Genomic DNA, 24,095 nt, shown 5'->3' on the forward strand with positions numbered 1-24,095 from the left:
CCGTCAGATAGTGCCCGTAATCTCCGGCAGTAAGGGTTCGATCGCCCTGATAATGCTTCTGACTCTCCGGGGGATAAAGCGAGCGTCGGGATAGACGGCGTAGAGGAAGCGGTCAGGCAAGCGCCAGGCGGGTAATACCGGCACCAGCCTGCCGGATTGCACCGCCCTGGCAGCAAGCGGAAGCTGCATACCGCCGATACCGAGGCCTGATTCAATCGCCTGTCGCAGCGCCTCGCTGGTGTTGGCGCGGAAAACGGTATTCACTTTCACATCGACAGCGTCTTGCCCCGAGAGCAGGCGAAGCGGCGCTTCCAGCGGGATAGCGCTGAACCGCACGTGCGGATGCGCAGCCAGTTCGCTGACGGAATGCACCGGCGTAAAATCAGGCGCGGCAAAGAGCGCCGTTTCAATACGCGCCAGCACGCGCGCCGCATGCGTTTGCGGCGGCTCATGGCCCAGCCGCAGCGCGACGTCCACCCCTTCAGTAACCAGATCGGCGATGCGGTCATCCAGTGACAGCATCAGGTGTAAGCCTGGATTCTTTTTCTGCAGCGCCAGCAGATGGGGCATGACGATCTGCCCCAGTCCGCTCGGCAACTGCACATGTACCCGGCCCTGAAACGGCTGTTCGGCAGGAATCAACCGCCTTTCCGCCTCCCCCATCGCCTCGAGCACAAGCTGCATATCGTGCCGGTAGCGCTCTCCCTGCTCAGTCAGCGCCATCACCCGCGTGGTACGACGTAGCAAGACCACGCCGAGCTCCTCCTCAAGCGCCGCAATCTGCTGACTGACGGCAGATTGCTTCATCCCGCTCTGGCGAGCGGCCGCAGAAAAGGAACCGGCTTCGGCTACGCGTAAAAAAGTGGCTATGGCGTTAAGCTTATTATTCATTTAATGATTCTGCTTATAAGTGCCATCAGTTTCAGGGGATATGTGGAAAAAAAATAATATATCACACTGTTTCTGTCACCTTCCCTGGAGAAACACGATGAATAAAACACGGCAACAGAAAGTCGCGCTGGTTGCCGGCGCCAACGGTATTATCGGCAGCCAGCTCGTCAAAACGCTTGTGCGGCATGGGTGGGAGGTCATCGGACTGAGCCGCCATGCCCGCGCCCACCCTGACGGCATTGCGATGGTCGAGGTTGATTTACTCGATGCCGAGGACAGCGTGCGGGCACTGCGGCCCCTTAGCGATATCACCCATATTTTTTACAGCGCCTGGGTCAATGCCGCGACCTGGACGGAGATGGTAGCCCCGAACGTCACCATGCTGCGTAATCTGGTCAGTCAAGTCGAGAACACGGCTCCGCTGCAAGCGGTCAGTCTGATGCAAGGATACAAGGTCTATGGCGCGCATCTTGGACCGTTTAAAACTCCGGCGCGTGAAAGCGATCCTGGCGTCCCTGGCGCTGAATTTAACGCCGCCCAGCTCGCGTGGCTCAGCCATTTTCAACGGGGTAAAACGTGGCACTGGAATGCCATCAGGCCTGGCGTGGTGGGTAGCGCGGTGGCGGGCAATACCATGAATCTCGTCCTGAGCATCGCCCTGTACGCCTCGCTGTGCCGGGCTCTGAATCTACCGCTGCGCTTTCCCGGTTCGCCTCAGACCTGGCACAGCATCGTCGATTTCACGGATGCCGGCTTGTTGGCGGAGGCGACCCTGTGGGCAGCCACCTCGCCAGCGGCACAGAATCAGGTTTTCAACGTCAATAACGGTGACGTCTGGCGCTGGAGCGAACTGTGGCCGCTGATCGCACGTTGGTTCGCGCTGGAGGTCGCCCCGCCGGTCAGGCTCTCCTTTCAGCAGTTATTTAAGGACTACCGCGCGCAATGGCGCGAGCTTGCCGGACAGCGGCTGGTGGAGCCGGAGCTTTTACGGCTCAGCGATGGCAATTTTGCCGATTTCGTCTTTGGCTGGAATCACGACATGTTTGGCGATGGCAGCAAGCTGCGCCGGGCGGGTTTCTCGCGGATGCAGGCAACCGACGAAATGTTTTTCAACCTGTTCTCGCAGCTCAGAAAGGCGCGCATTATCCCCTGACCGCGCGCAGCCCTGAAATGAAAAGCGGGACGCGCCCGCGAGTTCCGGAAAGGGCTACCGGGGGGATCCGCCCGACCCCCCCGGGACGACCGCTGTTTCAATCTGCTAGCGCTAAGCGCTCATTCAGGCCATCACCTGTCCGGCGAGAGAACCGGCCGCCATTGATATAGCCATGGCCATTGCGCTCCAGAAAGTGATTCTTATTATTGCCTTTATCGCAGAGGCATTACCCGCAACGGAGGAGATATAGCCAAGAATAACCAGCGAAAAAAGCGTGGAGAGAATAACCAACGGCAAAACCAGACCTGCAGGCGCTAACCATGCAATGATGACCGGCAGCAACGCGCCGGCGGAAAAGCTGAACGCTGAAAACATCGCGGCCTGCAGCGGCTGCGCAGAATTTGTCTCCGTCAGCCCCAGTTCCTCCCGGGCATGAGCATCCAGCGCATCCTTCGCCATCAGTTGTTCCGCAACCTGGCGCGCCAGGGCCGGTTCCAGTCCTCGCTGTCTGTACAGCGAAGTCAGTTCCTGCACCTCTTCTTCATAATTTGCCGCAAGCTCTCTTTTTTCCTGACTGAGCGCCGCATGTTCGCTATCCGCCTGCGATGAGACGGAAACATATTCGCCGGTTGCCATCGACATCGCGCCCGCAACCAGTCCGGCCACGCCGGCCAGTAAGATCCCCGACGACGACGTGCCCGCCGCGGCGACCCCGAGCACCAGACTGGCGGTCGAGACGATGCCATCATTCGCCCCCAGCACTGCCGCTCTCAGCCAGCCTACTTTTCCGATACTGTGTCGTTCCAGATGCATGTTGTTTTCCTTTTACTCAGGAAATGAGTCATTCCGGCATCGCCGATATATAAAAATCGCTTCATCCGCAATTTATTCTTTCATCATTAACCTTACATTAAGATTGCGCCAGTATAATCCCGTGTCTGAGATTATTTATTTAAGCGGACTGTTTTATGCGGAATGATAATGGGTATCATGAACGTTCAAAAGTAGCGCAAAAAAGCACATTAATCAGTGCGCTGGTTAATATTATTTTGTCGCTCATGCAAATTCTTAGCGGTATATTTTCCGGCTCTCAAGGTTTAATTGCTGATGGTATTCATTCTCTTTCTGATTTAGTGGCAGATTTTGTGGTACTGCTGGCCAATAAAAAGAGCCGTAAACCCTCGGACAGTGACCACCATTACGGTCACTGGCGGTACGAGAACGGTGCTTCAATGATTCTCGGCATGATGCTGATGGCCGTGGGCGCCGGTATGCTGTGGTCGGCTGGCGGGAAATTACTCCACCCTGAGTCACTCTCTGAGGTGCATGTTACCGCTCTGTGGGTCGCGCTGACCGCGCTCGCTATCAAGGAAACGCTGTTCCGCTATATGCGCAGGGTGGCCATTCGTCTCCAGTCCTCCCTGCTGATGGCCAATGCATGGCATGCCCGCTCTGATGCCGCTTCATCGGTGGTTGTCGCTATCGGTATTACCGGGACACTGGCCGGGTATCCCTGGTTTGATCCGGCGGCGGCTTTGGTGGTCGGGTTACTGATCCTGCGCATGGGCTACTCATTCGCTGCCGACGCCATGCATGACCTGATGGACCGCGCGACGGATAGCGATAAGGAACATGAAATCAAAGCGCTTCTGCTGTCAACGCCGGGGGTCGCCGGGCTTCACGATCTGAAAACACGTAAGGTGGGAGATCTCATCCTTGTCGATGTGCACCTGGAGGTGCCGGAACACCTCTCGGTCAGGGATGGTCACGACATAGCGGTGGCGGCACGGGAACGGGTTTTACACCAGCACGGGGTACTGAATGTGATGGTGCACATTGATCCCTTTCCAGTCGCAACGTTATATCACGGGGCGTAGTACGCAGACGCACTCAGGTCTGCTCTCCGCACAGGGTTTCCGAAGACGTGCGCAGCAGGCTCCTGTCCGATTGCGAGGGTATCTGAATCAGCATGCCCCCTCAGAACCGTTACCTTACCGCTCAGGAGTCTGGCCATCACTTTTGCTCACCGGGGATTTTATGGCGCGACACGGGCAATAAAAGTATTAACTGGCACAATAAAGATAAACTGAATAACAGCCGTCACAAATACAGAAATATGAATACCCGAAATCATAATCCATTATCTGTTTATTACCCGTAATAATTGACTTAAACAGTCGCCATTTGGCCCCGCTGATATCGTCAAAAGCCAGCGTTTGATTTCATAGCAACTGGCAAACGCTGATTATTATCATGACAATTTTATTGTGGTGATGGCAACCGGTCATTTGCGCCAGGCCCCTGCGATAAAGACCAATCAGAAGACCCGCTGGCAGACCGGGCGATATCCGCCCGCTCGGATAAATCACTGCGATAATGCAAATTCGATGGCCCGACGGACGGTGACAACCTGCGCCCGGGTACACTCCTGCGGGGACGTTTTCGCGCTATCGGGATAGACTTCGGTGGTGGTGGTAAACGGCGCGCCGGTCATGGTCGAGCACAGATGCCAGGCGCTATTGTCATACTCCACGATGCCATGACCGATGACCGGATAACCGAGCACGGTCTCGCCGGGGAGCGACGGGGCAATGTGCGTCACCTGCGCAACGGCGCAAATCAATGCGCTCTGGAAATCCCGTCTTGAATTGCGCTCGTCGCTGACCAGGTAGAAGCCATCGGGAATATTCTCCGGTGTATACGCCACGCCGTCTCTGGCTGCCCGCGCGGGGCTGAATTCGCTCTCGTCCGTATCGGTCGTTTCATGCAAATCCACATGCACGGCGAACCGCCCTTTCAGCGGGGAAATGAGTCTCATCAATGCCCGCGACTCCTCCGCGGCGCCCTCCGGGAAAAATTGCCGGTTAGGGTCGACGGCATCGTAGTTCCAGCGGGAAATACGCTCATAAGCCCAGGGGCTGACGCAGGGAACAACCAGTAAATTGATTTTTCCCGCATACTCATTCTGATACTCAGTTAAAAACGTCAGGGCACCCATCACGCCGCTGGTTTCATACCCGTGGACGCCGCCCGTCACCAGCGCCACCGGCAGAGTCTCGTCCCAGTTTGTTGATTTTACCGCCCTCAACGGATAAACATCATCGGCGTAATGCAGTTCGCCATACTGAATGATGTCGTAGCGGTGCTTCAGGCCATCGAGCACCTCTGACACATCGCGCTGATAGCTCCTGGAGCGGGTCTGATTCTGCCGCCACTGTTGTATTTCGTCTGCTGTCCAGGGTTGCCCCGGGGTACCGATTGGATAAAACTGATTCAGGGTCATATGTCGCTCAGAGAACAAGAGTATCGGGTGCGGGAAAAGAGATGCAGCGTACCACCGGGAACCGCCGATGCAAACAGATCGGGCCATCTGCCGTTGGCTAATTGCTCAATCTCAGAATTAAAGCCCATATCGCCGCAAGGGCACCAGCGACTGCGGCCGCTCAACACCAGATTCCCGGCGCAGCAGACTGAATACGGAGGCGGACGCGGTTCCTGCCGCCCAGGCGGCAGCGACCCGGGCAATCCGTCCCCGTTCAATCAATTTATTTGATGCATTATGTTAAACAAACGTTATTTATTCTCCGCGGGGAATACGTAAAGTAGTGATCATCCTCAACGGGAACCGGTGGCCTTCATCAAGCCCGGCGCCCGTCTGCTAAATATTTCCCTGAAAACCAGGATAACGACGTCATGAAAAAGATTGGATTTTTGTCATTTGGTCACTGGACGCCATCGCCGCAGTCCGCCACCCGCTCGGCCGCTGACGCGTTGCTGCAATCCATCGATCTGGCGGTGGCCGCGGAAGAGCTGGGCGCTGACGGCGCCTGGTTCAGAGTGCACCACTTTGCCCGCCAGCTCAGCTCGCCTTTTCCTCTGCTGGCGGCGATCGGCGCCAGAACCCGGCATATTGAGATAGGCACCGGCGTTATCGATATGCGTTATGAAAACCCGCTGTACATGGCCGAAGATGCCGGCGCGGCGGATTTGATCTCCGGCGGACGCCTGCAGCTGGGCGTCAGCCGGGGCTCCCCGGAGCAGGTGATCGATGGCTGGCGCTATTTCGGTTACGTCCCTGGTGAAGGGGAAAATGAATCCGATATGGCGCGTCGGCATACTGAGGTCCTGCTGGACGTCCTGCGCGGCGAAGGCTTTGCCAAACCCAATCCGCAGCCGATGTTCCCCAACCCGCCGGGTCTGCTGCGCCCGGAACCCCATTCCGCCGGACTGCGCGAGCGCATCTGGTGGGGAGCCGGTTCGAATGCCACGGCGGAGTGGGCCGCCAGACTGGGTATGAACCTGCAAAGCTCAACCCTGAAAGACGATGAAACCGGCGAACCGTTCCATATCCAACAGGCGAAACAGATCCGCGCCTATCGCGACGCCTGGGCGCAGGCCGGGCATACGCACACGCCGCGCGTCTCGGTCAGCCGCAGCATTTTTGCCCTGATGGACGATCGGGACCGGCGCTATTTTGGCTCCAGCCATGACGACAGCGATAAAGTTGGTTTCCTCGACGAGAAGACCCGCGCTATTTTCGGTCGCAGCTATGCCGCCGAGCCGGACAAGCTGATCGCCCAGTTGCAGCAGGATGAGGCGATTGCCGAGGCGGATACGCTGCTGCTGACCGTGCCGAATCAGCTCGGCGTCGACTACAACGTGCACGTCATCGAGTCCATACTGCGACATGTTGCGCCGGCGATGGGCTGGCGCGACAAGTAAGCCATCTCAACGCCCCGCCCGTTAACAACCTGCGGGGCGTCCCCCTGCGCCGCCGGGATGGCTTACGGACAGGTCGGCGGCTGAAGCTGATAGATCCACGCGGTCACGCGCTGCTCTTCAGCCGTCGTCACCTCGACCGCCACGCGGTCGTAGCCCTCTTCAAACTCATCCAGCATCGGCCAGTGCGCGGCAAGTTTATCCGATATAAAGAGATAACCGTCGACCCGGGGACCGTCAGTATCGAGAACGATTCCCGGGAAGTCGGCAGCGGCTCCCCAGCCGCGCGCATAAAACGTGCCGTGCACCCAGCCCGGCAACCACTCGCCGCCGATATTTTCCAGAATGGGGGCATTTTCATGCCCCGGACGTAGCGTACCGTAGACAAATAAGCGTTCCATGATTCCTCGTCGCAAAGTCACTCATGCCCGACGGGCGGTGAAGAGGTTCAAAATACGAGGGAACGCGGCGCTTAGCAAGACGTGGCAACATGGATAGCCCGCCCTCCCGCATTGATTAATTTTTCTACAGCGCTTTTCAAGCGCTTAGCGGACAGACAGGCTTTCCGGGTTGCCGATTCACCATCAGTAGAGTATGCCTGGAGTGTCTTGTCTTATACCCACAACCTCACTCACCATCCTACCGGAGGCTTCACATGAGCAAACTTGGGATTAATGGCTTTGGTCGTATCGGACGTCTGGTATTACGCCGTTTACTGGAAGTGAACAGCCCGCTTGAAGTGGTGGCGATCAACGATCTGACCTCGCCGAAGGTGCTGGCCTATCTGTTAAAACATGATTCAAACTACGGGCCGTTCCCGTGGAGCGTTGATTTTACGGAAGATGCGCTCATCGTGAACGGTAAAAAAATTACCGTCTATGCCGAGAAAGAGGCCCGGCATATTCCGTGGACAGCGGTGGGCGCAGAACTGATTGTCGAGTGCACCGGCTTCTACACATCAACCGGGAAGGCGCAGGCTCACCTCGATGCCGGGGCGAAGAAAGTCCTGATTTCCGCCCCGGCCGGCGACATGAAGACCATCGTCTATAACGTCAACGACGATACCCTGACCGCCGATGACACCATCATTTCCGTCGCCTCCTGTACCACCAACTGCCTGGCGCCGATGGCCAAAGTCCTCAACGACGCCTTCGGCATTAAGCTCGGCACCATGACCACTATTCATGCCTACACCGGCACGCAGTCGCTGGTCGACGGCCCGCGGGGGAAAGATTTACGCGCCTCGCGCGCGGCGGCGGAAAACATCATCCCGCATACCACCGGGGCGGCGAAAGCTATCGGACTGGTTATTCCTGCGCTCAGCGGCAAGCTGAAGGGCCACGCCCAGCGCGTGCCGACCAAAACCGGCTCAGTCACTGAACTGGTCTCCATCCTGGAGAAAAAAGTCACCGCCGATGAGGTTAATCAGGCGATGAAGCAAGCGGCGGAGAACAACGAGTCCTTCGGCTATACCGAAGAAGAGATCGTCTCTTCCGATATTATCGGCAGCCACTTCGGCTCGATTTACGATGCCACCCAGCTTGAAGTCGCCGAAGCTGGCGACCTGCAGCTGGTCAAAACCGTGGCCTGGTACGATAACGAGTACGGTTTTGTCACCCAGCTCATCCGCGTGCTGGATAAATTTGCCCGCCAGCCAGCGCGGCGGTGAAACCAGGCGGGTAGCCCGGCTATCCGCTTTTTTGTCGGCCAACATCCGGCGCTGATGTGTAAACGGACGCCCCTCAGCCAGGCGCCCGGGCATTCAGCGCGTCGCTCAGCAGGCTGTCTTCACTCAGTCGTTGTCCGGCGTCAAGGATCTGCGCGGGGATATCCACATGGACGATAAAATCTTTTCCGCGCGGGCCGTATCCCTGAGGCGCATCCAGCAGTCGCGGCAGCTCGCCAAGAATCAGCGACAGATAGCGCCCGACCGGCCACAGTCCGACAGAATCACCGCAAAAAGCCAGCCCGTTTGCCGTATTGCCCAGCAGCGGTGCGCAGCCCGGCATACTGTACCACTGCGGCATGGCCGCCTCGCCCTGCCAGACGCGGGCAAACGTCGCCATGGTCCGCCGCTGCATCGTCGGATCCTGGAGCACGACGCCGGCGCGAGGAGCCAATCCCGTCGCCGCCAGCCTCTCGCGGGTAAAGCGCGCGTTCTCGCCGCAGTTGGTGGAGCGGTCCTCGACCACAATCTTGTCGCGGGGGATATGCCAGAAAAGGTGGGCAATATCGGCGAGGATATGCGCCTCCGGACGTCCATCGACCGGCACTGACCGATAGCGCGGATCGTTACGTACCGCGTCGTAGAGAAAGACGGTGGAGTGACCGACCCCGCCGCTAATCAGCAGCGGTACCCCGACATCAGCCGCCAGTCGACAGGCGGCGTCGATGGTCGGGATCACCGCATTGCCCGCCAGCACCACAATATCCACCGCCGACGCCTGGACGGTAAAGTCATCCAGCGCCAGCCACTGGCCCAGGCGGTTGGCCGCCGCCAGCGTGGCCTCCGGCAGGGATGGGAAATGCTCAGTCATACTCGCTCCTTTCACGCCATCGCATCCATCAAGGACGTCCGGCATAGCATAAACCGCCGCCCGCAGCGCCGGGTCATCAACGGTAACAGGTCAGTAAACGACCCTACCATAGCTAAAACGATCGGCTTGCGCCTGATTTCTTCGCCGTAAAGAAAGCCTTTTTATATTTATGGGTATTTGTTAATTCACGGTTAATATTTTGTGCGCTTCACGCTTCCACACCTGGCCCTGTCACGTAACAAAGTCAATACCAGCATTATCATTTTATTAACTTTTTGAAGGCCATCAAGATAATGATAAATATGAAAAATTTATTTTATCATTCACTATATAGCATAAATATGCATATAAATGCACAACATGAGCGCATTTTTCGCTGCGTAGTTATGCACTCAAAAAAACCAAATTTCTAACAAAAATTTAAAATTCGCAATGGCCGTCAAATACCGGTTTATAAAATTGGTGATAACATTCATTGCACAGAGTTTACTGCTGTACCTCTTCCACGGTTTCACACGCCATAAATAACATTAAGAACAGGACTCTTATGGAAAAGTTATCTTACGCATCTGAAAGTCATACATCTCCATGGACAACCTACCTGCGCCAGATCGACCGCGTCGCGCCTTATCTGGGCGATCTCGCTTACTGGGTGGAAACCCTGCGTCATCCCAAACGCGCGCTGATTGTCGACATTCCGGTGCAGATGGATGATGGCACTATCCGTCACTTTGAAGGTTATCGCGTTCAGCACAATCTATCGCGCGGACCGGGTAAAGGTGGTGTTCGCTACCATCCGGACGTTGACCTGAACGAAGTGATGGCACTTTCTGCCTGGATGACCATCAAGTGCGCCGCGGTCAATATTCCTTACGGCGGGGCTAAAGGCGGCGTGCGCGTCGACCCGTTCAGCCTGTCAGAGGGCGAACTGGAACGTCTGACCCGCCGCTATACCAGCGAAATCGGTCTGATCATCGGGCCGCAGAAAGATATCCCGGCCCCGGACGTCGGCACCAACGGTAAAGTGATGGCGTGGATGATGGATACTTACTCCATGAACCATGGCACCACCATTACCGGCGTGGTAACCGGCAAGCCGATTCACCTCGGCGGTTCGCTGGGACGTGAAAAAGCGACCGGTCGCGGCGTCTTTATTACCGGCCGTGAAGTCGCCGGTCGTTGTGGCGTTGAAATTGAGGGCGCGAAAGTGGCGCTGCAAGGTTTCGGTAACGTTGGTAGTGAAGCCGCACGTCTGTTCGCCGAAGCGGGCGCGCGTATCGTGGTGATTCAGGACCACACCTCCACCCTGTATAACGAAGGGGGCATTGATATGGCTGCCCTGACCGCATGGCAGGCTGAGAAGAAGCAAATTGCCGGTTTCCCGGGTGCCCATGAAATTGATAAAGAGGCCTTCTGGACCACCCGGATGGACATTCTGATCCCCGCCGCGCTGGAAGGCCAGATCACGCGCGAGCGCGCGGAAAAACTGACCTGTAAACTGGTGCTGGAAGGGGCGAACGGCCCGACCTATCCGGAAGCGGATGATGTCCTTGCCGAACGCGGCGTCGTCGTGGTTCCGGACGTTGTCTGCAACGCCGGCGGCGTGACCGTCAGCTACTTCGAATGGGTCCAGGACATGGCAAGCTTCTTCTGGAGCGAGGAGGAGATTAACGCCAAAATGGACCGCATCATGACGGACGCTATCATCCACGTCTGCGAGAAGGCCGCTGACAAAGCGTGCTCACTGCGTACCGCAGCCTATATCGTCGCCTGTGAACGCATCCTGATGGCGCGTAAAGATCGCGGTATCTATCCGGGTTAAGATGCAGCGACCACCGCCCGGGCGATGGCCCGGGCTTTTTTTGGTTCACGCTTAAGCGCGATGAACCTTTTTTTTGCCCGTGCGCCCGGGCATTCCACTGGCCTCCCTCTGCCCGATAATCCGCTACGCTTATGGAGCCTGGGCGACAGCATTCTTGCGTCGTTCCTCAACCGCCAATGCCTGGGTGGATATCTCGACACCTGGCGCCACGCAAATGAGCGTCGTGCAGGTGAAAAACAATCTGCTGCAGGCGCAGATGGATTGATACCGGTTGCAGGGAGGCGGCTGGTCTGACTCATCAGGGATGTAACGCGGGAAATCGCTTATGCAACAAAAATGGTCTGCCGTTGACAGTTATCTGGTTGATACTTTAATTCCCCACGATCCGCTGCTCGCACAGGTGCTGGCGAACAATCAGCGCACCGGGCTACCCGCTCACGACGTCGCCGCAAACCAGGGGCAGTTTCTGGCGCTGCTGGTGCGAATGGTACGGGCGCAACGGGTGCTGGAAATCGGCACGCTCGGTGCATATAGCTCCATCTGGATGGCCCGTGAGCTGCCGGAAGATGGCGAGCTGCTGACCCTGGAAGCCGATGCGCATCATGCCGCGGTGGCGAGGGAAAATCTGCGCCTGGCGGGCGTCGACGATCGGGTCACACTGCGGGAAGGCCCCGCGCTGCAATCACTGGAAGCTCTCGGCGATCGCCCCGCTTTCGACATGATTTTCATCGACGCCGATAAACCCAGTAATCCCGACTATTTGCGCTGGGCCTTGCGCTATTCCCGACCGGGAACATTGATTATCGGCGATAACGTGGTGCGCGACGGCGAGGTGGTGAACCCGCACAGCGAGGACGACCGCGTGCAGGGTGTACGACGCTTTATCGAGATGATGGCCCGCGATCCGCGCCTGACGGTCACGGCGCTGCAAACGGTAGGCAGCAAAGGCTGGGATGGTTTTACCCTGGCGTGGGTGAATGCATAGACGACAGAGGATCCCCCGGGAAACCCGCAGGACGGATCAAGCAACGCCGCCATCCGGCTATCTCCGCAGGACTGCCCGATGGCGCTGCGCTTATCGGGCCTACAAACGTCGTGCAGGCCGTTAACGACCGGGGGAGCCCCGGGAAACCCCACAGGGCGGATAAAGCAACGCCGCCATCCGGCTATCCGCGCAGAACTGCCCGATGGCACTGCGCTTATCGGGCCTACAAATATCGTGCAGGCCGTTAACGACCGGGGGAGCCCCGGGAAACCCCACAGGCCGGATCAGGCAACGCCGCCATCCGGCTATCCGCGCAGGATTGCCCGATGGCGCTGCGCTTATCGGGCCTACAAATATCGTGCAGGCCGTTCACGACCGGGGGAACCCCGGGAAACCCACAGGACGGATAAGGCAACGCCGCCATCCGGCTATCTGCGCAGGACTGCCCGATGGCGCGACGCTTATCGGGCCTACAAACGTCGTGCAGGCCGTTCAGGACCGGGAGGGCCCCGGGAAACCCCACAGGCCGGATAAGGCAACGCCGCCATCCGGCTATCTGCGCAGGACTGCCCGATGGCGCTGCGCTTATTGGGCCTACAATATCGTGCAGGCCGTTAACGACCGGGGGAGCCCCGGGAAACCCACAGGCCGGATCAAGCAACGCCGCCATCCGGCTATCTGCGCAGGACTGCCCGATGGCGCTGCGCTTATCGGGCCTACAAACGTCGTGCAGGCCGTTCACGACCGGGGGAACCCCGGGAAACCCGCAGGCCGGATCAGGCAACGCCGCCGGGATCAGGGGACTATCTGCTCCATCGCCTGCAGTACCCGCTTGTCGGAAATGGGATACGGCGTACCGAGCTGCTGGGCGAAGAAGCTGACGCGCAGCTCCTCAATCATCCAGCGAATCTCCTGCACATCCGCATCCCCACGACGTCCCGGCGGCAGCTTATTCAGCCACTGCTGCCAGGCCTGCTGGATACTCTCCACCTTAAGCATCTGCGCCCGGTCGCGGTGCGGATCGATGGCCATTTTCTCCAGCCGTTTTTCAATCGCCTGCAGATAGCGCAGGGTATCCCCCAGCCGACGGAAGCCGTTGCCGGTGACGAAACCGCGATAGACCAACCCGCCCATCTGCGCTTTGATATCCGACAGCCCCAGCGCCATGCTCATGTCGACGCGCCCTTTCAGCCGCTTATTGATGTTGAACACCGCGGTCAGAATCTGTTCGACCTGTTTGGCTATCTCCACCACCGTTTCGTTCAGTTCGGCGCGCACTTTTTCATGCAGCGCGGCAAACGCCTCTTCGCTCCACACCGGGCCGCCTGCTTCATCAATCAGCTTATCGACGCCGCAGGAGATACAGTCATCAATCAGATCCAGCACTTTGCCGTAAGGGTTAAAATAGAGCCCCAGTTTGGCTTTATTCGGCAACTTCTCGTGCAGATACTTAATCGGCGACGGGATATTCAGCAGCAGCAAACGGCGCAGCCCCTGCCACATCGCCTGCTGCTGCTCCAGCGGATTATCAAACAGCTTAATCGCCACGCTGTCACGTTCATCCACCAGCGCCGGCCAGGCTTTCACCTGATAGTTGCCGCGTTTTTGCTCGTAGCTCTCCGGCAGTTGACCAAAACTCCAGATATGCAGCCCGCTCTGCTCGATGCCATCGTCGGCAACCGCAGAAAGCGTCTCCTGCACTTTACCCTTCAACGCCTCTTTGAGATCCGCTAGCGAGCACCCTTCCGCCAGCTTTTTGTTCTTGTCATCCACCACCCGGAAGGTGATTTTCAGATGATCGGGCACCTGTTCCCACTGCCAGGCCTCGCGGTCGATGGTCACGCCGCTCATTCGCCGTAGCTCGCGCTCCAGCGAATCCAGCAGCGGCAGCGCCAGCGGCGTCGCGCGGCCTAAAAATGCCTCGGCGTAGTTCGGCGCCGGTACAAAGTTACGCCGTACCGGTTTCGGCAGCGATTTAATCAGCGCGATAACCAGCTCGCGGCGCAGGCCGGGGATCTGCCACTCAAACCCGGCCTCTTCCACCTGGTTGAGCAACGGCAGCGGAATATGTACCGTCACCCCGTCCGCATCGGCGCCCGGTTCAAACTGATAGGTCAACCGCAGCTTCAGGTTGCCCTGATGCCAGAAGTTCGGATAGTCGAGCTTACTGACCTGCTCCGCCCCCTCTTTGATCAACATACTCTTTTCGAAGTTGAGCAGATCCGGCGTTTCGCGGCTGGCCGCTTTCCACCACTTATCGAAGTGGCGCGCGGAGATCACATCGTGGCTGATGCGCTGGTCGTAGAACTCAAACAGCGTTTCGTCATCGACGAGAATGTCGCGGCGGCGCGATTTGTGCTCCAGCTCTTCAATTTCCGTACGCAGCCTGAGGTTGTCGCGCAAGAAGGCATGACGCGTCTGCCAGTCCCCTTCCACCAGCGCGTGGCGGATAAACAGCTCACGGCACAGCGCCGGGTCTATCTGGCTATAGTTCACTTTACGCGCGGCGACGATCGGCAGACCGTAGACGGTCACTTTTTCCGTCGCCATCACCGCCCCCTGCGCCCGCTCCCAGTGCGGTTCGCTGTAGGAGCGTTTAAGCAGATGCTGCGCCACCGGCTCGATCCATTCCGGATCGATGCGCGCGGCAATCCGTCCCCACAGGCGGCTGGTCTCCACCAGTTCGGCGACCATCGTCCACTTCGGTGGCTTCTTGAACAAACCGGAGCCCGGAAAGATAGAGAAACGCGCATTGCGCGCGCCGGTAAACTCCTGCTTATCGTTATCTTTCATCCCGATGTGCGACAGCAGACCGGTCAGCAGCGCGGTATGAATTTCGCGATACTCCGCCGGTTCGCTGTTAATCGGCAGCCCCAGCTCTTTCACCACCTGGCGCAGCTGGGTGTAGATATCCTGCCATTCGCGCACTCGCAGATAGTTGAGAAAATCGGTGCGGCACTGGCGACGGAACTGGTTCGAGGAGAGCGCCTTTTGCTGCTCGCCGAGGTAGTTCCACAGGTTAACAAACGCGAGGAAGTCGGACTCTTTATCATGGAAGCGGCGATGCTTCTCATCGGAGGCCTGCTGTTTGTCCATCGGGCGTTCACGCGGGTCCTGAATGGAGAGCGCCGAGGTGATGATCATCGCTTCACGCACGCAGCCATGCTGTTGCGCTTCCAGTACCATCCGCGCCAGGCGTGGGTCCACCGGCAGCTGGCTGAGCTGACGGCCCATCGGTGTCAGCTTATAGGCGGTCTGCTGCTCGTCGGTGGTAATCGCCCCCAGCTCCTCAAGCAGGCGCACGCCGTCCTGGATATTGCGCTTATCCGGCGCCTCAACGAACGGGAAAGCGGCGATATCGCCCAGCCCGAGGGCGGTCATTTGCAGAATAACCGACGCCAGGTTGGTGCGCAGAATTTCCGGGTCGGTAAATTCCGGGCGCGAGAGGAAATCGTCTTCCGAATAGAGACGAATACAGATCCCTTCGGAAACACGACCGCAGCGCCCTTTACGCTGGTTAGCGGAGGCCTGCGACACCGGTTCAATCGGCAGCCGCTGCACTTTGGTACGGTAGCTGTAGCGGCTGATGCGCGCGGTACCGGGGTCGATAACATACTTAATGCCCGGCACGGTCAACGAGGTTTCGGCGACGTTGGTCGCCAGCACGATCCGCCGCCCGCTGTGGGACTGGAAGACGCGGTTCTGCTCGCTGTTCGATAAGCGCGCATACAGCGGCAGCACTTCGGTATGGCGCAAATTAAGCTTATTGAGCGCATCGGCGGTATCGCGGATTTCCCGCTCGCCGCTCATAAAGATCAGAATGTCGCCGGGGCTTTCACGCCCCAGTTCATCAACGGCATCGAAAATCGCCTGCAGCTGATCGCGTTCGCTGTCGTCGGCCTCTTCAACGATTGGCCGATAGCGCACTTCCACCGGATAAGTCCGCCCGGACACTTCGATAATCGGCGCGTTGTTAAAGTGGCGCGAAAAGCGTTCCGGGTCGATGGTCGCCGAGGTGATAATAATTTTCAGGTCCGGGCGACGCGGCAGCAGCTCGCGCAGATAGCCGAGCAGGAAGTCGATGTTCAGGCTACGTTCGTGCGCTTCATCGATGATGATGGTGTCGTACTGCATCAACAGCCGATCCTGCTGGATTTCCGCCAGCAGAATACCGTCGGTCATCAGCTTGACCATGGTGTTGTCGCTAACGTGGTCGCTAAAACGGACTTTATAGCCGATGCAGCCGCCCGGCTCGCTTTGCAGCTCTTCGGCAATGCGGTTGGCGACGGTGCGCGCCGCCAGTCGACGCGGCTGCGTGTGGCCAATCAGCCCTTTCACCCCGCGCCCCAGCTCCATGCAGATTTTCGGCAGCTGGGTGGTTTTACCGGAGCCGGTCTCCCCCGCCACAATCACCACCTGATGGTCGCGAATCGCCTGCAAAATCTCATCTTTTTTCTGGCTGACCGGCAAATTTTCCGGGTAGGTAATCGTCGGACGCGATGCTTCACGCAGCAGGACTCTCCCTGCGGCTTGTTCGATCTCTTGCGCCATCTCCTGAAGAATGGCCTGCTGGGATTCAGGATTTTTAACCTTCTTCACGCCATGCAGGCGACGGGAGAAGCGTGACTTGTCGCGCAGCATCAGGCCATCAAGCTGTTGGAATAGCAGAGAGAAGGTGAACTTTTGTTGTTCTGTCATAGCGTTATCGGGCAGCGCACTGCCGGGAAAAATCTCTTTTGATGTATTGCTGTATATTACCACATCTGCGAATCGCATGCCTTGTTCAAAAAAATTGAATACAGAGTTCGATTTATTGCGCTTTCTCTGTGGCATGATTGTGAATAAAGTGTCAACAAGCACCAGGGCATCGACCCGTCAACCTCATATAAGGAAACACCCATGAGCAAAGTATTAGTACTGAAATCCAGTATTCTGGCAGGGTACTCACAATCCGGTCAGCTGTCCGACTATTTTGTTGAACAATGGCGTGAACAGCACGCTGAAGACGTGATCACCGTGCGTGATCTGGCCGCCAATCCGATTCCGGTACTGGATGGTGAACTGGTTGGCGCGCTGCGTCCGAGCGACACGCCGCTGACTCCGCGCCAGCAGGAAGCGCTGACGCTGTCTGACGAACTGATTGCTGAACTGCAGGCAAACGATGTGATTGTTATCGCGGCGCCGATGTATAACTTCAACATCCCGACCCAGCTGAAAAACTACTTCGACCTGGTGGCTCGCGCCGGTGTGACCTTCCGCTACACCGAAAAAGGACCGGAAGGTCTGGTGACCGGTAAACGTGCGGTCGTACTGACCAGCCGTGGCGGTATCCATAAAGATACCCCGACCGACCTGGTCACGCCGTACCTGTCTACCTTCCTCGGCTTCATCGGTATCACCGATGTGAACTTTGTCTTCGCAGAAGGCATTGCTTACGGCCCGGAAGTCGCAGCCAAAGCACAGTCCGATGCCAAAGCGGCCATCGACAGCGTGGTTGCCGCGTAATATAGATTGCCACTCCCACCGCCCGGTGGGAGTGTCTTCTCCCCGTCACCCACCTTACGCGATGCCTCGTAAAATCAGCAGCCCAATCTGCCTGTAAACCCTCAAACGGATTCAGGATGATGATTTCGGCCGCAGGTTTTCATCAAACTCCAGTCGTTTTCTCTGCGGCTCCACCTCTTTCAGCGGCTCCACCTGACGCAGCGTCTGCTGGCAGCGCTCAACCAGTACCTGATACTCCCGCGTCCCCTGTTTTTTCCATGCGATCTCCTGCTCGCTCAGGGTGCGGATCGCTTTGGCCGGGCTGCCGACAATCAGATGGTTGGCCGGCATCTCGGCTTTCGCCTTCACAAACGCCGATGCGCCAACAAAGCTGTTTTCGCCGATGGTCGCGCCGTCGATAATCACCGCGCTCATCCCCACCAGCGCGTTGCGGCCAATGATGCAACCGTGAAGAATCGCCCCGTGGCCAATATGCCCGTCCTCTTCCACCACCGTATCCTGACCGGGGAAGCCGTGCATCACGCAGTTATCCTGAATGTTAGCGCCGTCTTTCACCACAATACGCCCAAAGTCGCCGCGCAGGCTGGCATTGGGGCCAATGTACACGCCTTTCCCGAGGATCACATCGCCAATCAGTACCGCCGTGGGATGCACATAGCTTTCATCCGGTACCACCGGGGTCATACCGTCAATCTGATAAATCGGCATCAAGCCTCCTTAGGCGCCTGGCAAGCCGCCAAAACGCTGATAATAGAGCGGCCCCGGTGCAGGCAGTTCCCCCACCGAGCTTTCGCCTTTTTCGCCGACGAAGATCAGCGCGCCCGGCGCCACCCGCTGGTAAATATTGATGCACAGCTGGCGCGCGGTTTGTCCGGCCCAGTGCGCAGGCAGGAGCTCCTCCGGCAACAGCGGATCTTTGAGCACCACGCGACGATAGAAATGGATCAGCAGCAGCTGGATCTGGAAGCAACGTTGCGGCGTTAACTCGTCGGTGGCCGCATCGCGCAGCAGCGGCAGCAGCGGGCGAAACAGGGCAATAAAGGCGTCGTACATCGTGTTCTGCTCGGTCAAATGCCAGCACTCTTCAACGCGGGCGCGCAGCGCCGCCCGGGAGAGCGCCAGTGGCGAGTGGGCGGCAAAACAGATCACGTTTTCCGCCACGCCCGCTTCGTGCAGCAGAGATTGCACGTCCGCCAGCTTCTGCGATGGCGAAGCCAGCAGGCTCGGTGCCAGCGCGCCAAAGCCTTGCCACAGCAGCTGCTTTTTCACTTCCGCCAGCTGATTTTTCTCCAGTCCTTCCGACAGCAGCAGCAGCCAGGTCCCGTCCCATTCCGGCGCGCTGGCGCGGTAGATTTTATGCTCCGCCCGGCGCGTCAGGCGCAGTCCTTTGTCGCTCAGACGATAGAAACTGCGGCGGCCGATGCGCACCACATCCAGCCACTCCTCTTTGTTCAGCCGGAACAGCGCCGTGCGCACGAACCGTTCGCCAAAGCCCAGCCCTTCCAGCAGCGCGGCCACGCTGCCGAGCCACACTTCGCCACCGCGTTGTAGCAATGAGTCGCCGTACAGCGAGACAATCAGCGAAGTACCGCTGATGGGCATCGCTTCGACCGCCTGTTGAATAAAAGTATCGAGTTTACTCATCTGATTCATTCTGTTGTTATTGTTGTCCTTTCTGAATCATAGCACAGGGAAATCCGGAGGCGGTGCGCGCACCTGTCTGCGCCAGTCAATGCACTGCCGCCTTACCCGGCTTGCGGCGTGAACGCCTTAGCCGGGCTACAAGCGCGCCTTAGCCGGGCTACAAACGTGCCTTAGCCGGGCTGCAGGCCCCAGACCGCGCGGACGGTAGCCCGGACAAGGCGCCACAGGCGCCGCCTCCGGGGAAAAATGCGGCGCGAAGGGTCAGAGTGTCTAATCCACTGCCGTCACTCCCCGGCTTGCGGCGTGAACGCCTTAGCCGGGCTACAAGTGTGCCTTAGCCTGGCTACAAGCATGCCTTAGCCGGGTTGCAGGCCTCAGCCCGCGCGGACGGTAGCCCGGACAAGGCGCCTCAGGCGCCGCCTCCGGGGGAAAGATTAACCGTTGGCGACGATTTTGCGCCGGTCGGAGACGCGGCAGGCCTTGCCTTCCGAGCGAGGGATACTGCCGCAGTTGACGATGCTGATGTCGGTCGAGATCCCGACCATCGACTTAATACGGTGGCGCAGCTGATGGCAGATCTGGCAGCGCTGTTCATGACTGAGCGACAAGCTGCTCTCTTTTAGCTCAACGCGCACCGAAAGTGAATCAAGATGGCCGCGGCGATTGACTTCCAGCTGATAGTGCGGCGACAGATGCTCGACTTTAAGGATCTCCTCTTCCAACTGGGACGGGAAGACGTTTACCCCGCGAATAATCAGCATATCGTCGCTGCGCCCGCTGATGCGATCCATCCGGCGCATGGTGCGCGCGGTACCCGGCAGCAGGCGGGTCAGATCGCGGGTACGGTAGCGAATCACCGGCAGCGCCTCTTTGGTCAGCGTGGTAAACAGCAGCTCGCCATGTTCGCCATCCGCCAGAGGCGTACCGTCGTTGGGGTTAACCACTTCCGGGAAGAAGTGATCTTCCCAAATGGTCGGGCCGTCGGCGGTTTCCAGACACTCCATCGCCACCCCCGGTCCCATCACTTCCGACAGGCCGTAAATATCCAGCGCCGAGATCCCCAGGCGACGCTCAATCTCCGCCCGCATCGCCAGCGTCCACGGCTCGGCGCCGAAGACCCCGACCCGCAGCGAGCAGCCGCTGGCGTCGCCGCCCATCTGGCGTTCCAGCTCTTCAATCAGATTCAGGCAGTAGGACGGCGTGACCATGATCATGTCCGGCTGAAAATCGCGGATCAGCTGCGCCTGTTTTTCCGTCTGGCCGCCGGACATCGGGATCACCGTGGCCCCCAGGCGCTCTGCGCCGTAGTGGGCGCCGAGACCGCCGGTGAACAGGCCGTAACCGTAGGCGACATGAATTTTATCTTTTGCCGTACCGCCCGCCGCGCGCAGGGAGCGGGCAACGATGTTGGCCCAGGTGTCGATATCATTTTGCGTATAGCCCACCACCGTCGGTTTGCCGGTGGTACCGGAAGAGGCGTGAATACGCACAATTTGTTCCATCGGGACCGCAAAGGTATCAAACGGATAGTTATCGCGCAGATCCTGTTTGGTGGTGCACGGGAACTTGCTCAGGTCGCTCAGTTCGCGAAAATCGTCAGGATGGACGCCCGCCGCAGCAAATTTACGCCGGTACATCGGCACATTGTCATAGGCATGTTTCAGCGTCCATTTCAGGCGCCGGGTTTGCAAAGCTTGTAATTCGTCACGAGAAGCAGTTTCAATCGGATCTAATTTTGTATTAGTTATCATTTTAGGGTACTCGCAGGTAAAATCGCTCACACTCGCTCAAGGATCATGGCAATGCCCTGACCCACGCCAATACACATCGTACACAGCGCATAGCGCCCGTTCCGTCGCTGCAGCTCAAGGCTGGCGCTCAATGCCAGCCGCGCGCCGCTCATTCCCAAGGGATGACCTAAGGCGATAGCGCCGCCGTTGGGGTTAACATGCTCCGCATCGTCCGCCAGACCCAACTGCCTGAGCACGCCCAGGGCCTGCGCAGCAAAGGCTTCGTTCAGTTCGATAACATCCATATCGTTAATATTCAGTCCGGTGCGCTCCAGCACTTTGCGTACCGCCGGCACCGGCCCCAGCCCCATAAACTTTGGCTCCACGCCCGCGGTCGCCATCGCCACAATTCGCGCTCGCGGGGTTAACCCCTGCGCCCGCGCCTGCCGTTCGCTGGCGATAATTAGCGCGGCGGCGCCATCGTTCACCCCGGAGGCGTTTCCGGCGGTGACCACGCCGCCTTTGCGAAAGGGCGTCTTTAACCCCGCCAACTGTTCGAGGGTGGTCTCGGCACGCGGATGTTCATCCTCGCCAACCGCGCTCTGCGCCCCCTTCTTGCCAATAATCTGTACCGGCACGATTTCCTGCGCCAGAATCCCCGCCCGCTGCGCTTTCGCCGTCCGCTGCTGGCTGCGAAAAGCGAAGGCATCCTGATCGGCCCGGCTGACATTTAACAATTCAGCTACATTCTCTGCCGTTTCCGGCATACTGTCAGTGCCAAATTGTTGCTGCATGAGCGGGTTCACAAAACGCCAGCCGATGGTGGTATCAAACAGCTCGGCCTGACGCTGGAACGGCGCGCTGGCTTTGCCCATCACAAACGGCGCCCGCGACATCGATTCCACGCCGCCGGCAATCATCAGATCCGCCTCCCCGGCTTTGATGGCGCGCGCGGCAAAACCGATCGCATCCAGCCCGGAACCGCACAGCCGGTTGATGGTGGTGCCGGAGACCGTCTGCGGGTAGCCCGCCAACAGCGTCGCCATATGCGCCACGTTGCGGTTATCTTCCCCGGCCTGGTTCGCGCAGCCGAAAATCACATCATCGATAGCCGATGGATCGAGAACCGGATTACGACTTAGCAATTCGCGCAGCGGAATGGCGGCTAAATCATCGGCGCGGACGCTGGCCAGCGCCCCGCCGTAACGACCAATCGGCGTACGAATCCCATCACAGATAAAGGCGTCACGCATCAGACTTCTCCCGTTATTGTGCCGCCGATGCGGTGCGATTTGCCGCGAAACAGGGCCACAATCTTGTGTTGTTGATTAACGATTTCAATGTCGTAGACGCCGGTCAGTTTCCCCTGCTGCTTGACTCTTGCCGTGGCGACCAGTCGGTCGCCGGCAAAGGCCGGACGCAGGAAGTCGATACTGGCGGCAGAAGCCACCGCCGCCAGCCCCTGGCTGTTGCAGGCGTAGGCAAATGCGGTGTCGGCCAGCGAAAACAGCTGCCCGCCGTGACAGGTCTGATGGCCGTTAAGCATGGCTGGCGAGACGGTCATGCTCATCTGCGCATAGCCGTCATCCATTTCAATCATCTCGATGCCCAGGGTTCTGGCACAGGTATCTTTTTCGTACATCGCGCGCGCGTTGCGCCAGGCCTCATTGCTCATTACGCTTCTCCACCAGCGCCTTCTGGCGCAGTAAGGAACCGGGGCGATAACGCTCTTCGCCATAGTGCTGTTGCAGGTTCTCCAGCAGACGCAGCACGCGCTGCCAGCCTAAAGATTCGCCCCACGCCAGCGGGCCATGCGGATAGTTGACGCCCAGGCGCATCGCGGTATCGATATCTTCCGGGCTGGCGACCCCTTTTTGCACCGCGTCGAGGGCTTCATTAATCAGCATGGCGAGGGTGCGCCAGACCAGCAGGCCGGGATAATCGGCAATCAGCAGCACTTTTTTGCCCTGCTGCTGGAAATAGCGCACCGCTTTGTCGGTTGCCGACGCCAGGTTCGTCGCCGCCGTTGCCAGAACCACGGTGTCACCCGCGCAATAGTCATACACCACTACCGGACAGCCATACCGCACGCTCAGCGCCTGGGCGGTTTCACCTTCCGTTTCCAGCAGTCGCACGTCGTCCAGCGCGATCGCCACCCTTCCGGTGACACTGTCACCTGTCGTGCAAACGGTTTTGGCACTGCGAGTCTCAGCCACGGCGGGCAGCGACGGTACGGATGCGCTCTCAATGGGCCAGCGATAGACGCCCTGGCCGCTCTTCTTGCCCAGACGCCCGGCCAGCGCCAGCTCCTGCTGCACCAGTGACGGCAGAAAACGGCGCTCCTGCCAGAAGGCGTTAAAGACCGAACAGGTCACGGCGAAGTTGACGTCCTGACCAATCAGGTCGGTCAGCGCCAGCGGCCCCATCGGGAAACCGCCGCCGTCGCGCAATGCGGCATCAATCACCGCCGCGGGAGCCACCTGCTCCTCCAGCGCCCGCCACGCTTCGGCATAAAACGGCCGCGCCACGCGGTTGACGATAAAGCCCGGCGTCGAGCGGCAGCGTACCGGCTGTTTTCCCCATGCCGTCACGCACCGACACAGCTGTTCAACCACTTCCGGCGATGTCGCCAGGCCGCTGACCACCTCCACCAGTTTCATCACCGGCGCGGGGTTAAAGAAGTGCAGCCCGGCCACCCGTTCAGGGTGCTTAACGTCAGCGGCAATGGCGGTAATCGAGATCGATGAGGTATTGCTGGTCAGCAGCGTTGACGGGGAGCAGATCGTCGCCAGCTGGCTGAAAAGCGCTTTTTTGACATCCGGGCGCTCTGACGCCGCTTCAATCACCAGCCAGGCATCGGACAGCGCGGAAAGCTCCGTCACCGGCACAATCCGGGCGGTCAGCGCAGCCGCCTGGTCCGCCGTCAGCTTGCCACGCGCCACGCGGGCGGCCAGACGCTGACCCATACCTTCCACCGCGCGGGTCAGCGCCTCGGCGGCGATATCGTAGAGCAGAACCGGATGTCCGGCCGCAGCGGCCACTTCCGCAATGCCAGCCCCCATGGTGCCCGCGCCGATCACGGCGACGGTTTGCAGTGTTTGGCTCATGG

Annotated in this window: 19 protein-coding genes; 7 read left to right on the forward strand and 12 right to left on the reverse strand. The window is 58.8% G+C overall.

Annotated features, from left to right (window positions below):
- Positions 1 to 3 precede the first annotated feature (3 nt).
- Positions 4 to 891 (reverse strand): LysR family transcriptional regulator, encoded by an 888-nt coding sequence (locus Electrica_RS13265; protein WP_141964677.1) that lies wholly within the window; start codon positions 889 to 891, stop codon positions 4 to 6.
- Between the two features lie 97 nt (positions 892 to 988).
- On the opposite strand from Electrica_RS13265, the gene Electrica_RS13270 reads away from it, so the two are divergent.
- Complete coding sequence (locus tag Electrica_RS13270) at positions 989 to 2,044, forward strand: SDR family oxidoreductase (RefSeq protein ID WP_141964678.1); 1,056 nt, start codon at positions 989 to 991, stop codon at positions 2,042 to 2,044.
- Between the two features lie 123 nt (positions 2,045 to 2,167).
- Here the strand turns inward: Electrica_RS13270 and Electrica_RS13275 are convergent, their stop codons facing one another.
- Complete coding sequence (locus Electrica_RS13275; protein ID WP_131048996.1) at positions 2,168 to 2,857, reverse strand: VIT1/CCC1 transporter family protein; 690 nt, start codon at positions 2,855 to 2,857, stop codon at positions 2,168 to 2,170.
- A 155-nt stretch (positions 2,858 to 3,012) separates the two neighbouring features.
- On the opposite strand from Electrica_RS13275, the gene Electrica_RS13280 reads away from it, so the two are divergent.
- Entirely contained in the window at positions 3,013 to 3,921 is a 909-nt protein-coding gene (locus tag Electrica_RS13280) for a cation diffusion facilitator family transporter (protein WP_141964679.1), read from the forward strand.
- 488 nt (positions 3,922 to 4,409) lie between these two features.
- On the opposite strand, the gene Electrica_RS13285 is transcribed toward Electrica_RS13280, so the two are convergent.
- A complete protein-coding gene (locus Electrica_RS13285) occupies positions 4,410 to 5,327 on the reverse strand; it encodes a M14 family metallopeptidase (RefSeq protein WP_141964680.1) in 918 nt (305 codons plus the stop codon).
- 410 nt (positions 5,328 to 5,737) lie between these two features.
- Here Electrica_RS13285 and Electrica_RS13290 point away from each other — a divergent pair, with 410 nt between their 5' ends.
- The gene (locus tag Electrica_RS13290) at positions 5,738 to 6,766 is read left to right on the forward strand and encodes an LLM class flavin-dependent oxidoreductase (RefSeq protein ID WP_100685169.1); all 1,029 of its coding nucleotides are present in this window, start codon (positions 5,738 to 5,740) and stop codon (positions 6,764 to 6,766) included.
- 62 nt (positions 6,767 to 6,828) lie between these two features.
- On the opposite strand, the gene Electrica_RS13295 is transcribed toward Electrica_RS13290, so the two are convergent.
- Positions 6,829 to 7,164 (reverse strand): gamma-glutamylcyclotransferase family protein, encoded by a 336-nt coding sequence (locus tag Electrica_RS13295; RefSeq protein ID WP_141964681.1) that lies wholly within the window; start codon positions 7,162 to 7,164, stop codon positions 6,829 to 6,831.
- Positions 7,165 to 7,418: 254 nt separating this feature from the next.
- Between Electrica_RS13295 and gap the strand changes: the two genes are divergently transcribed.
- Positions 7,419 to 8,432: a type I glyceraldehyde-3-phosphate dehydrogenase gene (gene gap / locus Electrica_RS13300; RefSeq protein ID WP_141964682.1), complete on the forward strand. Its 1,014-nt coding sequence runs from the start codon at positions 7,419 to 7,421 to the stop codon at positions 8,430 to 8,432.
- A gap of 73 nt (positions 8,433 to 8,505) precedes the next feature.
- Here gap and Electrica_RS13305 read toward each other — a convergent pair whose 3' ends face one another.
- On the reverse strand, positions 8,506 to 9,300 hold the full coding sequence (locus tag Electrica_RS13305; RefSeq protein WP_141964683.1) for a YdcF family protein: 795 nt from the start codon (positions 9,298 to 9,300) through the stop codon (positions 8,506 to 8,508).
- 547 nt (positions 9,301 to 9,847) lie between these two features.
- On the opposite strand from Electrica_RS13305, the gene Electrica_RS13310 reads away from it, so the two are divergent.
- Positions 9,848 to 11,122 (forward strand): Glu/Leu/Phe/Val family dehydrogenase, encoded by a 1,275-nt coding sequence (locus Electrica_RS13310; protein WP_141964684.1) that lies wholly within the window; start codon positions 9,848 to 9,850, stop codon positions 11,120 to 11,122.
- Positions 11,123 to 11,447: 325 nt separating this feature from the next.
- Positions 11,448 to 12,107 (forward strand): O-methyltransferase, encoded by a 660-nt coding sequence (locus tag Electrica_RS13315; RefSeq protein ID WP_141964685.1) that lies wholly within the window; start codon positions 11,448 to 11,450, stop codon positions 12,105 to 12,107.
- Between the two features lie 795 nt (positions 12,108 to 12,902).
- Here the strand turns inward: Electrica_RS13315 and hrpA are convergent.
- On the reverse strand, positions 12,903 to 16,748 hold the full coding sequence (gene hrpA / locus Electrica_RS13320) for an ATP-dependent RNA helicase HrpA (protein ID WP_266095185.1): 3,846 nt from the start codon (positions 16,746 to 16,748) through the stop codon (positions 12,903 to 12,905).
- Between the two features lie 258 nt (positions 16,749 to 17,006).
- Here hrpA and azoR point away from each other — a divergent pair, with 258 nt between their 5' ends.
- Positions 17,007 to 17,612, forward strand: a complete 606-nt coding sequence (gene azoR / locus Electrica_RS13325; protein ID WP_131048989.1) for an FMN-dependent NADH-azoreductase — start codon at positions 17,007 to 17,009, stop codon at positions 17,610 to 17,612.
- A 111-nt stretch (positions 17,613 to 17,723) separates the two neighbouring features.
- On the opposite strand, the gene paaY is transcribed toward azoR, so the two are convergent.
- The 6 genes from paaY to paaH form a co-directional block, all read right to left on the reverse strand.
- Positions 17,724 to 18,320, reverse strand: coding sequence for a phenylacetic acid degradation protein PaaY (paaY, locus tag Electrica_RS13330; protein ID WP_141964687.1), 597 nt, complete (start codon positions 18,318 to 18,320; stop codon positions 17,724 to 17,726).
- 9 nt (positions 18,321 to 18,329) lie between these two features.
- Positions 18,330 to 19,256, reverse strand: coding sequence for a phenylacetic acid degradation operon negative regulatory protein PaaX (paaX, locus tag Electrica_RS13335; RefSeq protein WP_167686237.1), 927 nt, complete (start codon positions 19,254 to 19,256; stop codon positions 18,330 to 18,332).
- 434 nt (positions 19,257 to 19,690) lie between these two features.
- Positions 19,691 to 21,007 carry a phenylacetate--CoA ligase PaaK gene (paaK, locus tag Electrica_RS13340; protein ID WP_131048986.1) on the reverse strand — a complete coding sequence of 439 codons (1,317 nt, stop codon included), beginning with the start codon at positions 21,005 to 21,007 and terminating at the stop codon, positions 19,691 to 19,693.
- A 26-nt stretch (positions 21,008 to 21,033) separates the two neighbouring features.
- On the reverse strand, positions 21,034 to 22,239 hold the full coding sequence (pcaF, locus tag Electrica_RS13345; protein ID WP_141964689.1) for a 3-oxoadipyl-CoA thiolase: 1,206 nt from the start codon (positions 22,237 to 22,239) through the stop codon (positions 21,034 to 21,036).
- A complete protein-coding gene (gene paaI / locus Electrica_RS13350) occupies positions 22,239 to 22,661 on the reverse strand; it encodes a hydroxyphenylacetyl-CoA thioesterase PaaI (protein WP_131049801.1) in 423 nt (140 codons plus the stop codon). The genes pcaF and paaI overlap by 1 nt, the downstream gene beginning before the upstream one ends.
- A complete protein-coding gene (gene paaH, locus Electrica_RS13355) occupies positions 22,651 to 24,093 on the reverse strand; it encodes a 3-hydroxyacyl-CoA dehydrogenase PaaH (RefSeq protein WP_141964690.1) in 1,443 nt (480 codons plus the stop codon). The genes paaI and paaH overlap by 11 nt, the downstream gene beginning before the upstream one ends.
- Between the last annotated feature and the right edge of the window lie 2 nt (positions 24,094 to 24,095).

This window comes from Klebsiella electrica (assembly GCF_006711645.1).
Lineage (GTDB): Bacteria > Pseudomonadota > Gammaproteobacteria > Enterobacterales > Enterobacteriaceae > Klebsiella > Klebsiella electrica.